This is a genomic window from Wenzhouxiangella sp. YN1, from assembly GCF_056324145.1.
This window is the reverse complement of sequence record NZ_JBJNIO010000125.1, coordinates 159,201-181,426: the sequence shown is the minus strand read 5'-3', so window position 1 is coordinate 181,426 and position 22,226 is coordinate 159,201. Positions and strand designations below refer to the sequence as shown.

18 protein-coding genes are annotated in these 22,226 nt (G+C 64.5%); 6 read left to right on the top strand and 12 right to left on the bottom strand.

The genetic code is table 11. The annotated features are described in order from the left end of the window. Positions 1-2: 2 nt before the first annotated feature. Together ACEWQZ_RS05555 and ACEWQZ_RS05550 are read right to left on the bottom strand one after the other, a co-directional pair. A complete protein-coding gene (locus ACEWQZ_RS05555; protein ID WP_476482077.1) occupies positions 3-992 on the bottom strand; it encodes a GGDEF domain-containing protein in 990 nt (329 codons plus the stop codon). Beyond that, on the bottom strand, positions 989-1,957 hold the full coding sequence (locus tag ACEWQZ_RS05550) for a tetratricopeptide repeat protein (RefSeq protein WP_476482076.1): 969 nt from the start codon (positions 1,955-1,957) through the stop codon (positions 989-991). Before ACEWQZ_RS05550 ends, ACEWQZ_RS05555 begins: the two co-directional genes overlap by 4 nt. Before the next feature lie 167 nt (positions 1,958-2,124). On the opposite strand from ACEWQZ_RS05550, the gene ACEWQZ_RS05545 reads away from it, so the two are divergent. Then, a complete protein-coding gene (locus ACEWQZ_RS05545) occupies positions 2,125-2,799 on the top strand; it encodes a hypothetical protein (RefSeq protein WP_476482075.1) in 675 nt (224 codons plus the stop codon). Positions 2,800-2,912: 113 nt separating this feature from the next. Continuing rightward, positions 2,913-3,641, top strand: coding sequence for a helix-turn-helix domain-containing protein (locus tag ACEWQZ_RS05540; protein WP_476482074.1), 729 nt, complete (start codon positions 2,913-2,915; stop codon positions 3,639-3,641). A 29-nt stretch (positions 3,642-3,670) separates the two neighbouring features. On the opposite strand, the gene ACEWQZ_RS05535 is transcribed toward ACEWQZ_RS05540, so the two are convergent. Together ACEWQZ_RS05535 and ACEWQZ_RS05530 are read right to left on the bottom strand one after the other, a co-directional pair. Then, on the bottom strand, positions 3,671-4,390 hold the full coding sequence (locus ACEWQZ_RS05535) for a 3'-5' exonuclease (RefSeq protein WP_476482073.1): 720 nt from the start codon (positions 4,388-4,390) through the stop codon (positions 3,671-3,673). A 5-nt stretch (positions 4,391-4,395) separates the two neighbouring features. After that, entirely contained in the window at positions 4,396-6,354 is a 1,959-nt protein-coding gene (locus ACEWQZ_RS05530) for a DUF294 nucleotidyltransferase-like domain-containing protein (protein ID WP_476482072.1), read from the bottom strand. On the opposite strand from ACEWQZ_RS05530, the gene ACEWQZ_RS05525 reads away from it, so the two are divergent. From ACEWQZ_RS05525 to ACEWQZ_RS05510, 4 genes are all read left to right on the top strand, one after another. Further along, entirely contained in the window at positions 6,353-7,120 is a 768-nt protein-coding gene (locus ACEWQZ_RS05525; protein ID WP_476482071.1) for an SDR family oxidoreductase, read from the top strand. The genes ACEWQZ_RS05530 and ACEWQZ_RS05525 overlap by 2 nt on opposite strands. 82 nt (positions 7,121-7,202) lie before the next feature. Further along, positions 7,203-8,294, top strand: coding sequence for a hemolysin family protein (locus ACEWQZ_RS05520; RefSeq protein WP_476482070.1), 1,092 nt, complete (start codon positions 7,203-7,205; stop codon positions 8,292-8,294). A 123-nt stretch (positions 8,295-8,417) separates the two neighbouring features. Then, positions 8,418-11,123: a bifunctional diguanylate cyclase/phosphodiesterase gene (locus ACEWQZ_RS05515; protein ID WP_476482069.1), complete on the top strand. Its 2,706-nt coding sequence runs from the start codon at positions 8,418-8,420 to the stop codon at positions 11,121-11,123. 60 nt (positions 11,124-11,183) lie between these two features. Then, complete coding sequence (locus ACEWQZ_RS05510; RefSeq protein ID WP_476482068.1) at positions 11,184-11,741, top strand: protein tyrosine phosphatase family protein; 558 nt, start codon at positions 11,184-11,186, stop codon at positions 11,739-11,741. A gap of 142 nt (positions 11,742-11,883) precedes the next feature. Here ACEWQZ_RS05510 and moaB read toward each other — a convergent pair whose 3' ends face one another. From moaB to ACEWQZ_RS05470, 8 genes are all read right to left on the bottom strand, one after another. Next, positions 11,884-12,429 carry a molybdenum cofactor biosynthesis protein B gene (gene moaB, locus ACEWQZ_RS05505; protein WP_476482067.1) on the bottom strand — a complete coding sequence of 182 codons (546 nt, stop codon included), beginning with the start codon at positions 12,427-12,429 and terminating at the stop codon, positions 11,884-11,886. Positions 12,430-12,463: 34 nt separating this feature from the next. Continuing rightward, a complete protein-coding gene (locus ACEWQZ_RS05500; protein WP_476482066.1) occupies positions 12,464-13,684 on the bottom strand; it encodes a molybdopterin molybdotransferase MoeA in 1,221 nt (406 codons plus the stop codon). Between the two features lie 271 nt (positions 13,685-13,955). Further along, a complete protein-coding gene (locus ACEWQZ_RS05495) occupies positions 13,956-14,384 on the bottom strand; it encodes a hypothetical protein (RefSeq protein WP_476482065.1) in 429 nt (142 codons plus the stop codon). A gap of 241 nt (positions 14,385-14,625) precedes the next feature. Further along, positions 14,626-15,447, bottom strand: coding sequence for a peptidylprolyl isomerase (locus tag ACEWQZ_RS05490; protein WP_476482064.1), 822 nt, complete (start codon positions 15,445-15,447; stop codon positions 14,626-14,628). A 34-nt stretch (positions 15,448-15,481) separates the two neighbouring features. Then, complete coding sequence (narI, locus tag ACEWQZ_RS05485; RefSeq protein WP_476482063.1) at positions 15,482-16,189, bottom strand: respiratory nitrate reductase subunit gamma; 708 nt, start codon at positions 16,187-16,189, stop codon at positions 15,482-15,484. A gap of 2 nt (positions 16,190-16,191) precedes the next feature. Beyond that, complete coding sequence (gene narJ / locus ACEWQZ_RS05480; RefSeq protein WP_476482062.1) at positions 16,192-16,881, bottom strand: nitrate reductase molybdenum cofactor assembly chaperone; 690 nt, start codon at positions 16,879-16,881, stop codon at positions 16,192-16,194. After that, on the bottom strand, positions 16,878-18,476 hold the full coding sequence (narH, locus tag ACEWQZ_RS05475; RefSeq protein ID WP_476482061.1) for a nitrate reductase subunit beta: 1,599 nt from the start codon (positions 18,474-18,476) through the stop codon (positions 16,878-16,880). The genes narJ and narH overlap by 4 nt, the downstream gene beginning before the upstream one ends. Further along, positions 18,476-22,225 carry a nitrate reductase subunit alpha gene (locus tag ACEWQZ_RS05470; protein ID WP_476482060.1) on the bottom strand — a complete coding sequence of 1,250 codons (3,750 nt, stop codon included), beginning with the start codon at positions 22,223-22,225 and terminating at the stop codon, positions 18,476-18,478. Before ACEWQZ_RS05470 ends, narH begins: the two co-directional genes overlap by 1 nt. Position 22,226: the final 1 nt, after the last annotated feature.

Here is a 22,226-nt window from a genome sequence, read left to right as displayed (position 1 = left end):
CACTATGGCGACGGGGTCGCTCCCGTTTCTTGCTCGTCTTGCGCAACATCCTGCTCGCTGCGGTTTCTGCCGCGCTGTTTGGCGCGATAGAGCATGCGGTCGGCGCGGTTCAGCAGATCATCGACGCGCTCATCAGCGCGCAGGCTGGCAACGCCAAGGCTGACGGTAACGGCGGGCTGCTCGATGATGTCGGTCATGTCAGTGTGCTCGATGGCCTGGCGCAGCCTTTCGGAAACCAGCGCGCCAGCCTCGCTGTCGGCACCGGGCAGTACGATCAGGAACTCCTCGCCACCGACACGACCGACCAGATCATGCTGGCGCAGCAGTTTGTGGGTACACACCCGCGCGACCCGACGCAGAACCCGGTCACCGGCCGCGTGGCCCCAGGTATCGTTGACGCGCTTGAAGTGGTCGATATCCAAAGCAATCACGGTCAGCTCCTGATCGCGCTGGCGCGCGCGCTGCAGCCCCTGCCGCAGATAGAACTCGGTCCGCCGGCGATTGGCCACGCCGGTCAACTCGTCGGTCATCGCCATGATCTGCAGCCGGCGCGAGCGGCGAACCAGCAGGACGAAAATGACCAGCATGACCAGCCCCAGCAGCACCGACAGGATCAGCGAAACGGTCTGCCAGGCGCGCGTGCGCGTCAGCGCTTCGACGCGCTGTGTCTGCATGCGCGCCTGCAGGCGCAGGCGTTCGTTCTCGACCTCGCGCCGATTGATGTCGAACTGCAGACGCAGGACATCGGCCCGGTCTCGCTGGGCGCGCTGTTCCAGCTCAACGCGCACCACCTCGAGCTGCTGCCAGTCGGCCAGCGCCTGCTTGAGCTTGCCAACCGCTTCCAGGCTGCGCGCCCGCGCCGGATACAGCAAGGCCAGATAGCGGGCCCGCTGCGATTTTTGCAGCAGCGGCTCCACCTCGGCGAACAACTCCAGGGCCTGCGTATGGCGCTCCAGCCCGGCCAGGGCAATGGCCCGCTGCAGCTTGATCATGGTGTCGTTGAACTGACTGCCAACCCGGGCATAGGCCTGCTCGGCCTGCTTGAGCGTTTCCAGGCCCTCGGCATGGCGCTCGAGGAGGATCTGGCCATCGCCTCACCCACCAGCACGTGTCCACGACCGGCATCGGAACTGGTCGCCCGGGCCAGCGACAGCGCCTCTTGGAACGTGGCCAGAGCCTGCTCGCCATGGCCCAGCTCATAATGGGTATATCCAAGCTGGATCAGAACCAGCATCTGCCGGCCTTCGTCGGCGTCGCGCCGGGCCGCTTCGAGCGCGGCTTCGAGATAGCGCTGGGCCTGTTCGAACTCGCCCAGGCGACGATAGGTCGAGCCAAGCTCGAACAGCAACCGTTCGGCCTGCGATTCGCGTCCCGAGTCGGTCAGAATCCGGTGCGCCTCGAGCACATCGTCGAGGCTGGCGACGTAATCACCCAGGTAAGAGTGCAGTTCGCCGCGGGCGCGCAGGCTCTCGCCCAGCAGCGACGGGTCATCAACCTGGCGGGCCAGTGTTACCGCCTGATCAAGATCGCTGCGGATCAGATCGATATCGTCCTGCACGTCGGCATAATTGGCCCGGCAGGCGTGCATGGCCGCCTGCCCCCAGAGCAGCTCGTGTTCTCGATAGACCTGCAGGCGCTCCGTTGCAAATTTCTTCCCCGCCGCATAATCGGTGTTGAACTGCCACTGGCACAGCAGGTGGTCCAGCCGGGCCCGGCGGCGAAGATCGTCGGCGGGAAGCTGCTCTTTCAGGCCTTCGATCAGGGCAAACGCCTCTTCGATGGACGGCAGCTGGAGCCCGTGTTGATCCACGCGGCTGTAGAGTCGATCGAATTCGGCGGGGTCGCCCTCCTGCTCCGCGCCGGCGTGCAGCGCCAGCAGCATCAGTGAAGCGGCCAGAAACATCTTGAAGTTCGGGCTGGTGCGCTGGTTGTACGAGGCATGGTGTGAGGCTGGCATCGACCGCATTGTAGCGGCATCGCGGCGCTGTTGCCGCCGCTGCCGGCCGGTGTTCGCGAACCACAGGGCCCGGTTTGTGGTCAACCAGATGGCCCCCTATACTTTCAGTTGTAGACATCGCGCCCGGACTTGCGAGCCGGGTCACCTTCTTCAACGAGGAACGAGCAATGAAACCGACCACTCTTGTTACCGCTGCTCTCCTGGCCATCGGACTCATCGGCCCTGTGCTGCCGGCGGCTGCCGAATCGATCGACGCGCGCGCGCAGCATCTGTCCGAGCAGCTCGACCTCGACGAGGCCCAGACCCAGACCATCGACGAGCTCATTGGCGAGCATCGCCAGAGCATGCGTGAGCAGATGAGCTCACAAAAGCTTCGCGGTCCCGAGCGGCGCGAGCACATGCGGGCCCAGCGTGCGGCGCTGCACGAGCGCATTCGCGACGTGCTGAACGCAGAACAGGCCGAACAGTTCGACCAGCTGATCTCGGAGCGACACGGCAGAATGGCGCAGCGGGGTGAGCGCGGGCACATGCGCGGCAAAAGCCACAGCGGCCGTCGCGGCATGATGCGCCACGGTCGGCGCGGCGCTGGCGCCTGTGAGCGCTCCGGCTTCGATCCGGACTTTTCGCAGCTGGACATCAGCGAAGGCCTGCGCGCGCGCCTGGAGGGCATGCGCAAGGAACATCGCGACGCCATCGAGAACATGCGCAGGCAGCAGCGCGACGAGATACGCCAGCTCATTGGCGAAGAAGAGTTCGACAAACTGCAGCTGCCGTGCGCGCCTGAACGCAACGCGAACCCGGACGAGAATCAGCCCGGCGGTGACAAACAGACCTCGAATTGACACAAGCCCGGTAAAATCACACTCGTGCACGCCGCGGTACCTGCTTCATCCGGGCAGGATCGCTGGCGTGCCGGTGTACGTTGCCATTGCCAGCCACTTTTGGGGAAACCCGCATGTCCGCCCCTGATTCCGCCATCGACTTCGACCAGGTTCGGCGCCAGTGCGCACGCTGCGATCTGCGCGAACTGTGTCTCCCCGCCGGGCTCGGCCGCGCCGACATCGATCGTGTCGATCAGGTGGTCGCCGATCGCAGCAGCCTGGCGGCCGGCGATACGCTCTACCATGCCGGCTCGCCCTTCCGCGCCCTGTACGTGGTCAAGTCCGGCTCGCTCAAGACCCAGGTCGTGTCCGAGGGCGGCGAGCTGCAGATCCTCGGCTTTCACCTGCCCGGAGAAATCCTGGGCTTCGATGCCCTGGCTGCCGAACGCCATCAGTGCAGCGCCGAAGCCCTCGAGCCCTCGAGCGTTTGCCGCCTGCCCTACGCCGAGCTGGAGCGCATCTCGACCCTGGTACCCGGCCTGCAGCGCCAGTTCATGCGGCTGGTCTCGCGCGAAATGAGCGACGACCACGACCACATGGCGATGATGGGCCGCAACCAGGCCATCAGCCGGCTGGCGCTTTTCCTGCACAACATGCGCCGGCGCCAGGCCCGCCTCGATCGCCGCGACGATGTGCTCAACCTGAGCATGTCGCGCGCCGACCTGGCCAACTATCTCGGGCTGGTACTCGAGACCGTCAGCCGCCTGTTCGGCCGCATGCAGGACAAGGGTCTGATCGAGGTCCGGCGGCGGGAGATCAAGATTGTCGACCCGGCCGGACTCAAGGCGCTTGGCGACAGCTGAAGTCGCCGACACGCAACCTGCAACTCCGGCTACAGCCACCAGTCCGAAACGGGATCTTCCGGGTGGCCGTGATAACCCACCTGAGCCTGGAGCAGTTCGGCGGTGGCCAGGGCGTCGGTCCAGGCGTGATGCGGCGTATATTCGGGCAGCCCGTAGCGTCGGCGGGCATCGGCCAGCCGCAGCGACACACGGCGCCTGAACCAGGTCAGGGGATTGTTGCCGCGGCGCTGGTGAACTTGCCTTTCCACGTGCAGCGTGTCAATCAGCGGAAACAGCAGGCCCTCGCCGAAGCGCCGCAGGAACGCCTGGTAGAGAAAGCGCCTCTCGATGGCATGAAAGTGAACGACCGCCACGTGGCCGACGAGCGCGTCCAGCAGCTCGTCGGCGACATCTTCCAGGTCGGGCGCCCGGTCGATCTGGTCGTGGGTGAGGTGGTGGATGGTGATGGAGCGGGTGTCGATCTCCCGCCGCGGCCGAACCACGCGATAGTAGCCGGCGGCGGGACGAATCCGGTCGAGCGTGAACGGCACCGCGCCGATGCTGACGATGCCGTGGCGGCCCGGATTCAGGCCGGTGGTTTCCAGATCAAGGGCTACCAGCGGAGTCTGGGCCAGCGGGGTATCGATCGCCACCGCGGCCTGGCGGTAGAAATCGCGCAGCAGCGCCACGCGGCTCGCATCGGCCAGCTCGGCAAAGCGTTTTTGCCAGTCGGTCGTTGCCGGCCGATTTCGTTGAAGAATCGACAGCATGCCGCTCAGCGACGCACCGGGCGATAGCGAAAGCGGATGAACTTCTGGGCGTTGGCCAACACCTTGAAGGCATCCTTGAGGCTGCGCCGCTCGAAGGCCGACAGGGTCTCGGGCACGATGTTGTTGTTGGCCTCGCCGCCGCGCTCGGCATCCCAGGCCTGGTGACGGGCGCGCACCATGGCGATGAATTCCAGCGCATCGCGCAGATCAGCCCCCATGGGCGCGGTCAGAAAGCCGGCGGCGACCGTATCTTCCAACCGGCGGAAGGAGTTCTGCGACTGCGAACCGGCCGCCAGCGCATGCACCCGGATGACGTCGACCAGCGGCCCGGTGCCGCGGCGCTTGAGGTTGATCGAGTTCTCGTGACGCCCGCCCTGCTCGAGCACGAAGTCGCGGAAGAAACCCAGCGGCGGCGTGCGATTGTTGGCGTTGATGGCCAGACAGCCGAGGAAGGCTGGCTGCTCGCTGGCCTCGGCTGCGATCAGCGCCTTGAGCTCATCGGCCATGCTGGTAACGCCGGCCACGCCGTCGAGATCGAAGAAGATCGAGCTGTGCAGCAGGCGCTGCGCGTTGGGTTCGCGAATCCATTCGATGAACTGCGCCTTCCAGGCCGACAACGGCTGCCGCCACTGCTTGTTGGTTGCCATGATGTCGCCGCTGCAGTAGACATACCCGACCCGGTGCAGACCGTCGCTGACGAACTGCGCCAGCTCGCGAAAGTATTCGTCGTGCGCACGCTCGTCGAAGGCGTCGTCAAGGATCAGGGCGTTGTCCTGATCGGTGTAGACAAACTGCTCGTCGCGCGCCATCGACCCCAGGGCCAGAAAGCAGTACGGCACCGGCGGTGGCCCGAGTTTTTCCTCGCCGAGCTCCAGCAGGCGCTGCTTGAAGCTGCGGCCGATGGTGGCCATGGCCGAGCCGATCATGTGCGAGTTGGCATCTTCGTTGACCATGCGGATGAAACTGGAAGCTACCGCGGGCTTGAGCGCTTCGATGTCGTCATGCGTGTTGCAGTGAAAGATGTTGCGCACTACAAACAGGCTGTTCTGGCTCTCATGATGAATGATGTCGGCCAGATCGAGCACCCCGATCGGGCGGCGATGATCGAGCACCGGGATGTGGTGAACGTTCTCGCGCAGCATCAGCAGCAGCACGTCGAACAGAAAGCGATCCTGCTGCACGCTGGCGACGTTGCCCGACATGGCCTCGCTCACCGGCGTGCTGGCGGGCAGCCCCTCGGCGACGATTCTGCGGCGCAGATCACTGTCGGTGAGGATGCCGGCCAGCAGCGGGCTATCGGCCTGCGCGTCAGGGTCACGGTCTTCAACGACCAGCACCGAAGTCACGCGTTCGTCGGTCATCAGCCTGGCGGCCTCTTCGACGCTGGTCGAAAGCGTGACCATGACCGGCGCATAGCGCACCAGCTTGCCGGCACGCAGGGTCAGCAGAGGATTGTGACCGACATGCTGAGCGGCCTGGCGCAGCCGCGTGCGGTCCTCGACTTCGACATAGTCGGCGAACACGACATTGCTGTCGAACAACCGCTTGAACAGCTCACCCGGAATGAAATAGATCAGCGTGTCTTCGAGCGCGCGCGCCGGAAAGCGCGTGGTTCGATCGCTGAGCAGCCCGAGCTGGCCGAAGATGTCGCCGGCTCCCAGGCGGTTGTAGAGCTCACCGCTGCGGCGGAACAACTCCACCGAACCGCTGCGAATATAGTGCAGGTCGCGAACCTCGTCGCCGAGCCTGACGATGTCGCTGGCCGCCCGGAAGTAGCTCACCTCGATTGATCGGGCCACCTCGTCGAGCTCTGCCGTGGTCAGAAAGCTGAACGGCTCCTGCTCGCGCAGGTGTTCGCGAATCTCGATCTGCTCGATTTCCATCCCGGCCCTCAAGGTAACTGCACCATCCATGGTACCGCGCGTGTTGAGCCAGCCGTGGGGGCCGGCCATAATGGCGACCATGAGCGAAAGCAACGCAATGTGGACACTCGAGGGCAAGCGCGCGCTGGTCACCGGCGCCAGCCGCGGCATCGGGCGCGCCGTGGCCGAAGCCCTGTGCGAACGCGGGGCTGAGGTCTGGCTGGTCGCCCGCGGGCACGAAAAGCTCAACAATGCGGCCGAACGGCTGACCGAGCGCGGCTACAAGGCGCACGCCATGGTCGGTGATATCACCGATGCCGATTCACGCCACGGCCTGCTCGGCGCAGTGGGCGAGCCGCTGGACATTCTGATCAACAATGCCGGCTACAACCAGCGCAAGCCCGCGCTGGCTTACGAAGAGCAGGAGCTGCGCGGCATTCTCGACACCAACCTGGTGGCCACGTTCGAGCTCACGCGTGCCGCCCACACGCTGCTGGAAGCCGCTGGCGGAGCTGCGGTTGTCAATATCAGCTCGGTGGCCGGGCTCACCCACCTGCGCACCGGCGCGCCGTACGCCATGAGCAAGGCCGCGCTCAATCAGATGACGCGCAACCTTGCCGTTGAGTGGGCAACGCACCAGATCCGGGTCAACGCCGTCGCCCCCTGGTATATCGAAACGCCGCTGGCCCGCCAGGTGCTCGATGACCCCGAGTTTCTGTCCGAAGTGCTGGCACGCACGCCGCTCAACCGCGTTGGCACGCCCGAAGAAGTAGCCGCCACGATCGTCTTTCTGTGCCTGCCGGCCGCCGGCTACATCACCGGCCAGACGCTGCCGGTCGACGGCGGCTTCAGCATCTTCGGGTTCTGAGTTCGCGGCATTTCACCGCCGGTATGCAAGCCCGATCTGCCGGTTCGCTACAATGCAGAGGATATTCGCGAGCTGAAACCGCATGGCCTTACTGGCGTTCTACCTATTTCTTGCTGTCGGCGTTTCCTTTCTGTGTTCGATTCTCGAGGCAGCGCTGTTGAGCATCACACCGGCGCACATCGCCGTTCTCAACGAGCGCGGCAGCCGCGCGGGCCGGCGTCTGCAGCACCTCAAGCGCCACATTGATCAGCCGCTGGCAGCGATTCTCAGCCTCAACACCATCGCCCACACCTTTGGCGCCGCCGGCGTCGGCGCCCAGGCGCAGGTGGTCTTTGGCCAGGCCTGGGTGACCCTGGCCTCGGCGGTCATCACGCTGCTCATCCTGATCTTTTCCGAAATCATTCCAAAAACCCTCGGCGCCACTCATGCGCGCTCACTGAGCGGCTTCACCGCCATCGCCTGCATCGTGCTGATCTATGTGACCTGGCCGCTGGTGCAGCTCTCGAAGCTGATCACACGCTGGCTGGCGGCCAACCGGGACGCGCCGACGGTCAGCCGCGAAGAGTTCCGGCTGCTGGCCCAGACCGGCACCCGCGAGGGCGTGTTCGAGGAAGAGGAATCAAACATCTTCGCCAACCTGATCCGCTTCAGCGCCATCCGGGTCGAAGACATCATGACCCCGCGGGTGGCCGTGGTGATGATGCGCGCCGATCAGACCGTCGGCGAGATCATGGACTCCTCTCTGGCCGCGGGATTTTCCCGTTTTCCGGTCTACGGTGACTCCGACGAGGATATTCACGGCTACGTGCTCAAGACCGACATCATGCTTGCCCAGGCGCAGGGCAACGCCGATACGCGCCTGGAAGCGCTCACCCGCGAGGTGCTGTTCGTGCCCGAGTTCGTGTCGCTGCAGAACCTGTTCAGCCAGCTGCTTTCCCGCCAGGAACACTTTGCGGTGGTGGTCGACGAATACGGCGGCCTGGCAGGCGTGGTAACCATGGAGGACGTGCTCGAGACCCTGCTGGGCATGGAAATTGTCGACGAAAGCGACACCGTCGAGGATCTGCGCCAGGCAGCGCGCGAGAAATGGCTGGCCCGCGCCCGGCGGATGGGCGTGCACTGGCCGCGCACGGACCAGGAGCAGCCGCCGGACGATGCCGGCAACAGTCGCTGAGTCAGCTCCCGCCGCCCCGGCCGATCCGCTCGCGGCTGCTGCAGCAGGCGGCGTGGGTGGCGAAAACGGGGAATCTGATATATTGCGGACTTCTGGCAAGCTCGAACAAGGGGGGGAGGCCCATTGTCAATCGACGGCGCGCAGATGATCCGTAACCATCTCGACAGCAAGAAAGCGCCGTGGCTGGCACTGGCCGTGGTGCTCATCTGCGGCGCCGTCATTACCGCGTTGACGACACATCTGCTTCGCAACACCGAGCTCCAGCGGCAGCAGGCAGCGCTCAGCGCAACCGGTGAACAGGCTGCAGGTGTCATGCTGGGCCGGTTCGCCCGCCACGAGGTCCAGCTGCGCGCGGCCAAAGCCCTGTTTGCCGGCTCTGCCCGGGTGTCGCGAAGGGAGTGGCAGCAGTTTGCGCGCACGTTTCAACAGTCCGGGTCCGACGCGGCGCCGTTCGAAATGGCCTGGATCCCGCGCGTCGATGACGCCGGCCTGAAGCGTCTGGCCGAGCTGGCCCGAGCGGACGGGCTCGACACTTTTGAGCTCCACTCTTCCGCACCGCGCGATTTTTACTGCCCGATTTTCTATAACGAGCCGGCGGCGCTGCACGCCGACTCGATCGGGCGGGACGTCTGCACCAGCCCACGCGCCAGCGCCGCCATGCAGCGCGCCCGGCAGACGCGCACCATCGTCATGTCCGACCCCGTCGGCCTGGGCACAAGCGGCGCGGAACCGCAGTCCGGCTACGTGCTGTTTGCCTGGGTCGACAGCGACAGCGAGCAAAGCTCCGGCTGGGTGGCGGGCACCGTGACCATGTCGCAGCTGTTTGCGGCCAGCCTGCCGGGCCAGGCCGACGTCAGCGTGCGCGTACGGGACCTGTCGTCGCCGGCCGGCGAGGACACCATCTACCGAAAAGACCATCCATTCGACAGCGCCCGCGATGTGATCGAATCCGGGCGGCGATTGAACCTTGGCGGTCGCACTTTCGCGCTGCGGCTGACGCGCCCGGCAGGCCCCGGGCTGGCGACACGGCTGTTGCTCATCACCGGCAGTCTGATCACGGTGCTGCTTGCCGCCTTTGCCTTCAATCTGCTGCGGACGCGTGCGCGCGCGCTGCGAGTGGCCGAACGCATGACGCGCGCCTGGCGCGACAGCGAGGAGTTGCTTTCATCCATCACCGGCAATATCCAGGAAGGCATCTATCGCGGCGAACCGGACAAGGGGCTGGTGTATGTCAACCAGGCCCTGGCCGGGATGTTCGGCTTCGACTCGCGCGACGCGTTTCTGGACTATGACACAAGCTCTCTTTATGCCGACTTCCAGCAGCGCGACGCGCTTCTCGACCTCCTGGAAAGCCAGGGCTACTACCGCAACCAGGAAGTGGAGTTCCAGCGCCCGGACGGGACCCGCTTCACGGCGGTCAACAGCGCCGTCGCAACCATGGACGAAACCGGTCACGTACGGCATTTCGACGGTGTGATTACCGACATCAGCGAACGCAAGGAAGCCGAGCGCGAGGTCCACCGCCTGGCGCACTATGACACCCTGACCAACCTGCCCAACCGCACCCTGTTTCATATCCGCATCGGCCAGGTGCTCAGCCAGGCACAGCGCCACAATCGCCCGGTCGCGGTGATGTTCATTGATCTCGACCGGTTCAAGCTGGTCAACGATTCGCTCGGGCACGGCCTTGGTGACCAGCTGTTGATTGCGGTCGCCGAGCGCCTGGTCGAACAGTTTCGGGACTACGACGTGATCAGCCGCCAGGGCGGTGACGAATTCTTGCTCGTTCTCCCGGAGACCGATGCCGATCGCGCTGCGCGACGCGCCGAAGAGCTGCTGCGCAACTTCGCCGAACAGCCCTTCGACGTCGACGGCCACAAGCTGACGATCACGCCCTCGATCGGCATCGCCATGTTCCCCTATGACGCTGAGGAAGCCGATGCCCTGATTCAGCATGCCGATGCCGCCATGTATCACGCCAAGGAGCAGGGACGAGCCACCTTTCAGTTCTTCACCGAAGAACTCAACACGCGCGTGCATCACCGCCTGCAGCTGGAAAACCACTTGCGCGGCGCACTGGCGCGCGATGAACTGGCGCTTGAATATCAGCCCGTGATCGATCTGGAAAGCGGCCGCATCGTCAGCGTCGAAGCACTGCTGCGCTGGCGCAGCCCGACGCTCGGTCAGGTTCCGCCGTCGGACTTCATCCCCGTGGCCGAGCAGAGCGGGCTGATCGTCGAGATCGGCGACTGGGTCATCGAGGCCGCCTGCCGGCAGCTCGCCCGCTGGCGCGATCAGGGCATGCGCGACATCCAGATGGCGGTCAACGTTTCGGCCATGCAGCTGTGGCGCGGAAACCTGTTCGGTACCGTCAACGACGCGCTGCGGCACTCAGGCGTTTTGCCATCACAGCTGGTCATCGAGCTGACCGAGAGCGTGATCATGGAGGATGTCACCGCGGCGCGGAAAGTGCTCGCCGAGCTCAAGGAGCTGGGTGTGGCGCTGGCCATCGACGACTTCGGTACGGGCTATTCCAGCCTGGGCTATCTCAAGCAGTTTCGCATCGACCTGCTCAAGATCGACCGCTCCTTCGTTGAGGACATTGCCGAAGACGCCGACGATGCCGCCATCGTCACGGCGATGCTCAGCATCAGCGAATATCTGCGTATGGAGGTCGTGGCCGAAGGCATCGAGCACGGCGACCAGCTCGAGTTCCTGCGCTCCCGGGGCTGTCGCTTCGCGCAGGGTTTTCTGTTCAGCCGGCCGGTCGGGCCGGAGCGCATTCCCGATCTGGTCGCGACGTTCGAGCTCGGGCGCAGTAGCCATTGAATCGCCAGCCCCTGCACTGCATTCTCCCTTGGTAGACACACCCATCAACGGACAAGACCGATGAAGGCCATCAGAAGCATTCTGCTGACCCTCCTGATCGCGCCGGCGCTGGCCGCGCTCGCCGGCGAAGGCCCTGACTGGCCGGCGATGGACGACGCGCTGCAGCCCACGCCGCACCAGCGCGTGGCCGGCCAGCCCGAACCACACGAGCTGGCTGCCCTGGCGCACGCCGGCGTGAAGCACGTCGTCAACGCCCGCAGCGAAGGCGAGCTCGAAGCCTGGAACGAACCGCGCCTGCTTGACGAGCTGGGGATGACCTATCACCACCTCCCGATCGCCGGGGCCGAGGATCTTGACCGCCAGGCGGTCGCGCGCTTCGACGCGATACTCAACGAGATCGGCGACGAACCGGCCCTGCTGCACTGCGCCTCGGGCAACCGCATCGGCGCGCTGTTTGCCCTGCGGGCGGCCTGGATCGACGGCGAGGACAGCGAGGCGGCCATCGAAATCGGCCGCGCCCACGGCCTGACTCGCCTGGAAGGCGCGGTGCGCCAGAAGCTGGGTGAGCAGCGCTCCGTGGCCAATACGCCCGATCAGGACTGCGCCGAGAACTGCTGACCGCGAAAATTGCGGAATGCACGGATGATGGCTGATCAGCCCGGCGGGAGGTGTTGCCAGCCCGGCTTGCGATGATCGTGAACTCAACCCTTCCGTGAATTCCGTATTCTTCCGTGGTTACAGGGTCTTGATCTGCCCGGATTCAGTCAGCAGCGCCTTCGTTGAGCCGCGGAATCAACGAGACGAAGTTGCACGGCCCGGTGCGCGAATCGAGCTGTTCGCCCAGGATGCGATCCCAGGCCGTGCGGCACGCCCCGGTCGAGCCGGGCAGGCCGAAGATCAGCGTGGCGTTGGCGGTGCCGCCGAAGGCCCGGGACTGAATGGTCGAGGTACCGATCTCTTCCAGCGAATAATGGCGGAACAGCTCGCCGAAGCCCGGAATATCGCGCACCAGCAAGGGCTGGATTGCCTCGGGCGTGGAATCGCGGCCGGTAATGCCGGTGCCGCCGGTAATCAGCACGCAGTCGATCGCAGCGTCGGCAATCCAGGCCGACACGGCCGCGCGCAGCTTGAAGATGTTGTCGGGCAGCAGCCTGCGCTCGGCCAGTCGGTGCCCGGCCGACTCGATGCGTTCAGCCAGCGTGTCGCCAGAGCTGTCGTTGTCTAGCGTGCGCGAGTCGGAGACGGTCAGCACCGCGAAAGTGAGCGCCTTGAAGGCCTTGTCGTCATTGCAGCGTTGTCTGGACATGGTTTCTCGAAGGATTGGCGGGGTGCAGAAAGGATCAATACAGTAGCCGCTCGAAGCCGAGATAGTCGACCGGATCGCCCTCGGCCACGGCCTGGCCGACCGCAAGCCTGGCCAGGCCGTCGGCCCACACCGCCGAGCTGAGCACGCCCGAGCCCTGGTGCGGATAACGCTCGAGCCGGCCTTGCTGGAGGCGCACGCGCAGATACTCTTCGCGCTTGGGCGCCGGCGCGGCAAAGCCGGCGGGAACGCGAACGGCTTCGGGCATGGTGTCGCTACGGCCCTGCATCTTGCGGATCACCGGCGCGCCGAACAGGCTGAAGGTGACCAAGGCCGAAACCGGGTTGCCGGGCAGGCCGACGAAGACCGCGTCGCCGACCCGGCCGAAGGCCAGCGGCTTGCCGGGCTTGACGGCGATCTTCCAAAGGTCGAGCCGTCCCAGCGCCTCGACCGCGTCCTTGACGTAATCGGCCTCGCCCACGCTCACGCCACCGGTGGAGACGATCACGTCCGCTTCAGCGGCGGCGGCTTCGAGTGCCTGGCGCGTGGCTTCGGGCGTATCGGCCACGTGCCGCACGGCCACGACCTGACAACTCAGCGCGGCCAGCAGGCCGTTGATCAGCGGCTGGTTGCTGTTGTAGATCTGCCCGGGGGCCAGCGCTCGCCCCGGATCGACAAGCTCATCGCCGGTGGACAGCACCGACACGGTCAGCCGGCGGCGCAGCTCGACGCGTTCGATGCCGGTCGAGGCCAGCAGCCCCAGATCCTGCGGCCGCAGACGGCGGCCGGCGGCAAGAATCTCTTCACCGGCGCCAAGGTCCTCGCCGGCGCGGCGGATATTGTTGCCCGGCGGCGGCAGTTCTTCGACCTGTACTTGGCCGTCGACCTCGCGCGCCTTTTCCTGCATGACGACCGCATCGGCGCCGTCGGGAATGACCGCGCCGGTAAAGATGCGCGCCGCACTTCCGGCAGTGAGCGAACCCGGGGCGTCGCCGGCCTGGATGCGCGCCGAAATCGGCAGCGCGTCGCCGGCGCGCTCGAGATCGGCGGTGTTGACGGCATAGCCGTCCATGGCGCTGTTGTCGGCCGGCGGCACGTCCACCCGTGCCGAAACCGCACCGGCCAGCACCCGTCCCAAAGCGGCGTCCAGCGCCACGGTTTCGGTGACGGCCACCGGCGCGACAGCCTCGACCAGGCGCGCACGCGCCTCGGCCACGCTCGTCAGCCCCTTGCCGATACCGTGACTGGATTCAGTCATCGCCCACCCCGGCTACCTGCTGACCGTCCAACTTGCGAAAACACTTTCATGTCTGCACCAATCTGCCGGATGCCCTTGGAACCCAGAAGTTACGGGTTGCACGGAATGCACGGACGACGGCTTTGCCAGCACTGCTGATTGACGGCTTTCCATCCATCTTCCGGTGTATTCCGTGTAGTTCCATGGTTACAAGGTTTTCCTTTTCCCGGATTGCGCCTGCGCTGATCCAGCGATATACCCACATGAACCGATGGAAGAACCATGAGGGGAATCAATGCGCATCGCCGATGGCTTCGGGCTGGCTGATCTGCACAGGAATGCCGTTGCGATCAAAGAACAGATAGCGGTCGAGGCCGCTGCCGGCGTGAATGGCGCGCGCCATGTTCTTGAGCTGCTCGTCGATGAAATCGGCTGCCGGCGGCTGACCCGGCTGGCCGGGCAGCACGCCCACCATCATGAACGTCCAGTCCTTCTTGGCCGCATCAGCGTCGGCACGCAGATACTCGAAGCCGGGCACGTCGGCAACGGCGTGATCCTTGACCATGATCGGCGTAATCACGCCCTCGCCTTCGATGGCAGCTTCCGCGCCGTCGGCGTCGGCTTCCATCACCGGCTGGGCACGCACCAGCACCGTCAGCAGCTGCACCGGCACCGGCTCGTCGCGCGCCATTGTCAAAAGGTCATCGAAGGTTTCTATCATTGCTCAGTCCAATCGTCATTCAGTCGAGGTTATCCGGTGAAGCGTTTGAGCCGAAAAACAGGGGAACCACGGAAGACACGGAATGCACGAAAAAAAACGCATGAGTCATTTGATCGGGCATCAAATTGACCCTTGACGAATGATCCCGGATCAACTCAAGAGTCAGCACAAGCGGGGGTTTCTGTTCGTTTGTTTTCCGTGTATTCCGTGCCTTCCCTGGTTCCAGGATTTTCTTTCACTTTCACTGTACCAGTGGTGACGAAGGCGCATCGAGATCGATGCCTTCGATATCGTGCTCGGCGGCGACCAGACGAATGTACTGGTTGATGGCGCGGCGGCGGACGTGTTCGCGCAGATAGCCCGCAATCTTTTCGTGGCAGGACTCGAAGGTGACCGGCTTGCCTTCCTTGCGCTGGTGAATCAACACGACGTGAAAGCCGAAGCGCGTCTCGACCGGGTATTCGGGCACTTCGCCGACCGTCAGACGGGAGAGCGCCTTTTCGAACTCCGGCGCGGTCTGGCCGCGCGCGATCAGACCCAGATGGCCGCCTACTTCCTTCGACGGACAGCTCGAGAAGTCGCGCGCCATCGACAGGAACTTGTCCGGATGTGCACGCAGCTCGGCGTTGATGCCCATGGCCTTCTTGCGTGCCTCGGCGCGCAGCTCGGCGTCGTCGGGCGGCGCCGGGATGAGAATGTGCGAAACCTCGTGTTCATCGGCAGTACGCAGGCGCTGCTCGTTGGCCAGATAGTAGCGATGGCAGTCGGCCTCGGTCGGTTCGGGCACGTCAATCTGCTCGCCGATCAGACGGCGGATGCGCGACTCCTCTGCGGTCTCGCCCTCTTCGGCAACCCCCGCGGCAATACCGAGCCGGTCGCATTCGGCCAGCAGCAGTTCACGCACCACCAGCGCGCGAGCCGCGCGTGCGCGCGCTTCTTTCAAGCTGGGAGCAGGGTGGTACTGCACCTCGCGGGCAATCTCTTCGTGGTCGATCACGCGGTCGTCTATGCGGATCGGCGGCGGCAGAGTGTCGGTTTCCTGCGGTGTGTCCTGAGCTTGCATGGGTTCCTCTTGCGGCCTCGGTCGGGTCTTCATATCAGGAAATTTTCGGCGAACCGCCGTGCTGGCGAACCACCTGGTAGTTGCGGCGGATGTAGCCCCACGGCCAGCTCCAGACGTGCACCAGGCGGCTGAACGGAAAGGCGGTGAACATGATCAGGCCCAGAAAGATGTGCAGCTTGTAGACCGGATGGACGTTGAGAATGTATTCGTGCGCGCCGGACCGGAAGGTGACGATATGCTGCGCCCAGTGCGCGAGCTGCATCATGACCGCACCGTCGAGATGGTCCATGGAGAACACGATCGTTGACAGGCCGGTGACCAGCTGCAGCCAGATCAGGCAGATGATGAAAGTGTCCATGATTGCCGAGTTGACCCGCACCGAGGTCACGAACAGCCGGCGCCACAGAAGATAGGTCAGGCCGAAGAAGCACAGGATGCCGAACAGGCCGCCGGCGACCATGGCCATGACCTGCTTGGCGCCGGGCGACAGCCCGAGCGCAGTATAGATCGGCGTGGGCGTGAGCAGGCCGACCAGATGGCCCATGAACAGCAGCAGGATGCCGACGTGAAAGGCGATGCTGGCGCGCCGGAAGTTCTTCGAGCGCGGGGTGAGCATCTGGCTCGACATCGCCCGCCAGGTGTATTGCCCGTGCTCGAAACGCAGCAGCGAGCCGAAAATGAACACCGTGCCGGCGATATACGGAAAGACGCCGAAGATGAACTGGTTGATGTAGGGTTCCATGATCAACTCCTCTGGTGGATTTCGAGCCCGCTGACCGCCGCCGAAGCCGCGCCGCAGCTGCCCGACGGGTCGTCGTTGCCCATGAACGTGACCTGCTCCTCCTCCCAGATCTCGTCCATCTTCTCGATCGTCTGGTCCGGGCCTTCCTGGCCGGCGGCCTCGCGCAGCAGCTCGGCGTTTTCCGGACTGCCGACCAGGTCTTCGAGCGCTTCGAACAGCACCGACCAGGCCGAATCACGATGGTGCAGGCGCGCGCCCAGAAGCACGATGATCGGCATGGCGTCGCCCAGCAGCTCTTCGACCTCGGCTTTCGGGCGGGTTGAAAGGTATTCGAGCATCAGCGGCAGGTAGTCGGGCAGCTCACGGGCGTCGAGATCCAGGCCGTTGCTGCGGTAGTGCTCCATCAGGTCGACCATGGCCTGGCCGCGATCGCGCGACTCGCCGTGGACGTGCTCGAACAGGTGCAGCGACAGCGCTCGTCCGCGGTCGAACAGCATGACGTAGTCCTCCTGGATTTCGGTCAGCGGACGTTGCCCGAGATCCACCGCAAGACGCTGTACGGCTTCGGCATGCGGCGCTGACAGCACGGACTCGCGCCGGATGACGTCGGTCATTTCCGGTACCGCTTGCTGCAGCTCCGCGCTGGGGTAGCTCATCAGCCGCGAGATCACCCGCAGGGTCATGCAGCTCATGATCCGCTCCACTGGTCGTGGCTGTGCTCCTGCAGCTCGGTGCTCTTGCTCGCCTTCTCCACCCGGATCGGGAAGAACTTGCGTTTGGCGATCGGCTTGCCGCCGAACACGTCGGCGTCGGAGCCGCCGCCGGTTTCGCAGCCGCTGCCGAAGGAAAAACCGCAGCCGCCGCGCTCGGAATAGCCGTCGTAGATCGAGCTGGAATACTCGCGCTTGTTGGTCGGAATGACGAAGCGGTCCTCATAGTCGGCAATGGCCATGTAGCGATACATGTCCTCGACCATGTCCACATCCATGCCGACGCGCTCGAGCACCTCGGTGCGCTCCTCGCCGTGGACATGGCGGCCGCGCATGAACGCGCGCATGGCCAGCATCCGCTCCATCGCGTGAACCACCGGAGCCTCTTCCCCGGCGGTCAGCATGTTGGCCAGATAGCGCACCGGAATCCGCAGGCTCTCGACATCCGGAATCTCGCCGTTCATGCCGATCTTGCCGGCCTCGGCCGCCGACTGGATCGGCGAGAGCGGCGGGCAGTACCACACCATCGGCAACGTGCGGTATTCAGGATGCAGCGGAAAGGCGACTTTCCAGTCAACCGCCATCTTGTAGACCGGCGACTTCTGCGCACCCTCGATCCAGTCTTCGGGAATGCCCTGCCGGCGGGCCTCGGCGATGATCTCGGGATCGTGCGGATCGAGAAAGATGTCGAGCTGCGCTTCGTAGAGATCCTGCTCGTTGGGCGTATTGGCCGCCTCTTGAATGCGATCGGCGTCGTAGAGCATGACCCCGAGATAGCGAATGCGCCCGACGCAGGTTTCCGAACACACCGTCGGCTGGCCCACTTCGATACGCGGGTAGCAGAAGGTGCACTTCTCGGACTTGCCGGATTTCCAGTTGTAGTAGATCTTCTTGTACGGGCAGCCGGACACGCACATGCGCCAGCCGCGGCACTTGTCCTGGTCGATCAGCACGATGCCGTCTTCTTCGCGCTTGTAGATCGCGCCGGAGGGACAGACCGCCACGCAGCTCGGATTGAGGCAGTGCTCGCACAGGCGCGGCAGATACATCAAAAAGGTGTTCTCGAACTGACCGTAGATTTCCTTCTGCACGCCCTCGAAGTTGTAATCCCTGGCGCGATGCTTGAATTCGCTGCCGAGAATCTCTTCCCAGTTCGGGCCCCACTCGATCTTTTTCATGCGCTTGCCGGTAATCACCGAGCGCGGCCGGGCGGTGGGCATGGTCTTGGCGTCCGGCGCCGTTTGCATGTGGTGGTAGTCGTAGTCCCAGGGCTCGTAGTAGTCCTCGATCGAGGGCATGTCGGGGTTGGCAAAGATGTTGGCCAGAATGCGCCAGCGCCCACCCATCCTCGGCTTGAGGTTGCCCCGGCCGTCGCGCACCCAGCCGCCGTTCCACTTGTCCTGGCTTTCCCATTCCTTGGGGTAGCCGATACCGGGCTTGCTCTCGACGTTGTTGAACCAGGCGTACTGCATGCCCTCGCGTGAGGTCCACACGTTCTTGCAGGTAACCGAACAGGTATGGCAGCCGATGCACTTGTCGAGATTGAGCACCTTGCCGATCTGCGCTCTGATTTTCATTACGATGCCTCCACTTGCATGGCGTCTTCGGCTTCGGTGCCGTCCATCCAGTCGATCTTGTTCATCTTGCGCACGATGATGAACTCGTCGCGGTTGGAGCCGACCGTGCCGTAGTAGTTGAACCCGTAGCTGTACTGCGCGTAACCGCCGATCATGTGCGTGGGCTTGAGTACCGTGCGCGTCACCGAGTTGTGAATGCCGCCGCGCATGCCGGTAATTTCCGAACCCGGAGTGTTCACGATCTTTTCCTGGGCGTGATACATCATCGACATGCCTTCGGGCACGCGCTGGCTGACCACGGCGCGCGCGGTAATCGCACCGTTGATGTTGTAGGCCTCGATCCAGTCGTTGTCCTTGATGTCGCCTTTCGCGGCGTCGACTTCGGAAATCCAAACGATCGGCCCGCCGCGCGAGAGCGTGAGCATCAGCAGGTTGTCGGTGTAGGTGCTGTGAATGCCCCACTTCTGATGCGGCGTGATGAAGTTGAGCACCACCTCGGGGTTGCCGTTATCGCGCTGGCCCTTGATCGGCTCGATGGTCTTGAGATCGACCGGCGGCTTGTAGACGCACAGCCCCTCGCCGAAGGCGCGCATCCAGGCATGGTCCTGATAGAACTGCTGGCGCCCGGAGATCGTGCGCCAGGGAATCAGTTCGTTGACGTTGGTCCAGCCGGCGTTGTAGCTGACCTTTTCGGACTCGATGCCCGACCAGATCGGCGAGCTGTAGATCTTTCTCGGCTGGGCGACGATGTCGCGGAAGCGGATCTTCTCGTCGGCGTGCCCGGCGACCAGGTGCTGGTGCTCGCGGCCGGTGTTGGCGCTGAGTGATTCCCAGGCCTTCATGGCCACGTGGCCGTTGGTCTCCGGGGCGAGCATCAGGATGGTCTCGCAGGCGTCGATCGCCGAGGTGATGCGCGGCATGCCGGCGTTGGCGCCGTCGCCGCGGTGGCGGCCGTTGAGGTCACCCAGCGCCTCGACCTCCTCTTTGGTATCCCAGCTCAGGCCCTTGCCGTTGTTGCCCTGTTCGTTCATCAGCGGGCCGAGCGCGGTGAACTTGTCGTAAGTGGCGGGATAGTCGCGTTCGACGGTGATGATCGCCGGCATGGTCTTGCCGGGAACGGGCTCGCACTCGCCCTTCTTCCAGTCGAGAATGTCGATTGCCTGGCCCAGCTCCGCCGGGGTGTCGTGCAGCAGCGGCAGGGTGACCACGTCGGTCTCGGTTCCCAGGTGCCCTTCGGCCAGCTCGGAAAAGCGCTTGGAGATGCCCTTGTAGATATCGAAGTCCGAACGCGACTCCCAGGCCGGGTCGACCGCGGCGGTCAGCGGGTGGATGAACGGATGCATGTCCGAGGTGTTCATGTCGTCCTTTTCGTACCAGGTCGCGGTCGGCAGGACGATGTCGGAATACATGCAGGTCGTCGACATGCGGAAGTCGAGCGTGACCAGCAGATCGAGCTTGCCGCGCACCTCGTCACGCCACTTGACCTCTGTCGGATGGCGATCGACTTCGTCGCCCAGGTCCTTGCCCTGCACGCCGTTTTCGGTGCCCAGCAGGTGGCGCAGGAAGTACTCGTGGCCCTTGCCGGAAGAACCGAGCAGGTTGGAGCGCCATACGAACAGGTTGCGCGGAAAGTTGGCCGGGTTGTCCGGGTCTTCGCAGGCAAAGTTCAGATCGCCTGACTTGAGCTGCTCGACGACAAAGTCCTTCGCCTCCTTGCCGGCAGCCTTGGCCTCGCGCGCGATCTCGAGCGGGTTGCGCCCAAGCTGCGGCGCCGACGGCAGCCAGCCCATGCGCTCGGCCTTGACGTTGTAGTCGATCAGCGAGCCCTTGAAGTCGTCGGGATTGGCCAGCGGCGAGAGGATCTCGCTGACATCGAGCTTTTCGTAACGCCACTGCCCCGTATGCCCATAAAAGAACGAGGTCCCGTTCATGTGGCGCGGCGGGCGGTGCCAGTCAAGCGCGAAGGCCAGCGGCTGCCAGCCGGTCTGCGGCCGCAATTTTTCCTGGCCGACGTAGTGCGCCCAGCCACCGCCGGACACGCCCACGCAGCCACACATCATCACCATCTTGATGATCGCGCGGTAGTTCATGTCCATGTGATACCAGTGGTTCATGCCCGCGCCGATGATGATCATCGACTTGCCCTTCGTCTTGTGCGCATTTTCGGCGAACTGGCGCGCGATGCTGATGACTTTCTCGCGATCAACGCCGGTGATGCGCTCCTGCCAGGCCGGGGTGTAGGGCACGTCATCGTCGTAGCTGGCGGCGACGTGATCACCGCCCAGGCCGCGGTCGATGCCGTAGTTGGCCGCCATCAGGTCGAACACGCTGGCCACCTTGCGGGTGCTGCCGTCGGCCAGGGTGACGTGGCGCAGCGGCACGCGACGCGTCTGGATGCGCTCGTGCTCGGTCTGCGCCCAGAAGGCGTTGCCGCCGCCGCCAAAGTAGGGAAAGCCGACTTCGCCGACCTCGTCGGAGGTTTCGATATGGGTCAGCGCCAGCCGGGTGTCGCGACCGCCGGCGTCCTTTTCCTCGAGGTTCCAGCGCGCTTCGCGCTCGCCCCAGCGAAAGCCCACCGAGCCGTTGGGGGCCACGATCTCGCCGCTGTTCTCGTCCCAGGACAGGGTCTTCCAGTCGGGGTTGTTTTTCTGGCCGAGGTCGTCGGCCAGATCACTGGCGCGCAGGTAGCGACCTGGCACCAGACGCCCGTTTTCCTCGTCGAGCAGCACCAGCATCGGCAGGTCGGTGTAGCGGCGCACGTAATCGCTGAAGTACTCGCTCTGACCCTCGACGTGCCACTCCTTGAAGATGACGTGGCCCATGGCCATACCCATCGCCGAGTCGGTGCCCTGGCGCGGATTGAGCCAGACGTCGCCGAACTTCGAGGCCTCGGAAAAATCCGGGGTGACGGTGACGGTCTTGGTGCCGCGGTAGCGCGCTTCGGTCATGAAATGGGCGTCGGGCGTGCGCGTCTGCGGCACGTTCGAGCCCCACATCATCAAAAAGGTGGAGTTGAACCAGTCGGCCGATTCGCACACGTCGGTCTGCTCGCCCCAGGTCTGGGGGCTCGACGGCGGCAGGTCGCAGTACCAGTCGTAGAAGCTCAGACAGGTGCCGCCGATCAACGAAAGGTAACGCGTGCCGGCGGCATATGACACCATCGACATGGCCGGAATCGGCGAAAAGCCGGCCACCCGGTCCGGGCCCCACTGCTTGACGGTGTGGACGTTCGAGGCCGCGATGATCTCGTTGACTTCCTCCCAGTTGGCACGCACGAAGCCGCCCAGGCCGCGGCGCTGCTGGTAGCTCTTGACCTTTTCGGGATCATTCTGGATCGACTGCCAGGCGGCCACCGGGTCGTCGTGCTCGGCGCGCGCCTGACGCCACAGCTCGATCAGGCGCCGGCGGATCATCGGGAATTTCACCCGGTTGGCCGAGTAGATGTACCACGAGAAGCTGGCACCGCGCGCGCAGCCACGCGGCTCGTGATTGGGCATGCCCGGTCGGGTGCGCGGATAGTCGGTCTGCTGGGTTTCCCAGGTCACCAGGCCGTTCTTGACGTAGATCTTCCACGAGCAGGAGCCGGTGCAGTTGACCCCGTGGGTCGAGCGCACGACCTTGTCGTGCTGCCAGCGCTGGCGGTAGCCGTCCTCCCAGCGCCGCGACTGGTTGGTCAGCGTGCCGTGACCATCGGCGTAGTCCTGCTTTTCGCGCCGGAAGTAGGTCAGATGATCGAGAAAGTGGCTCATT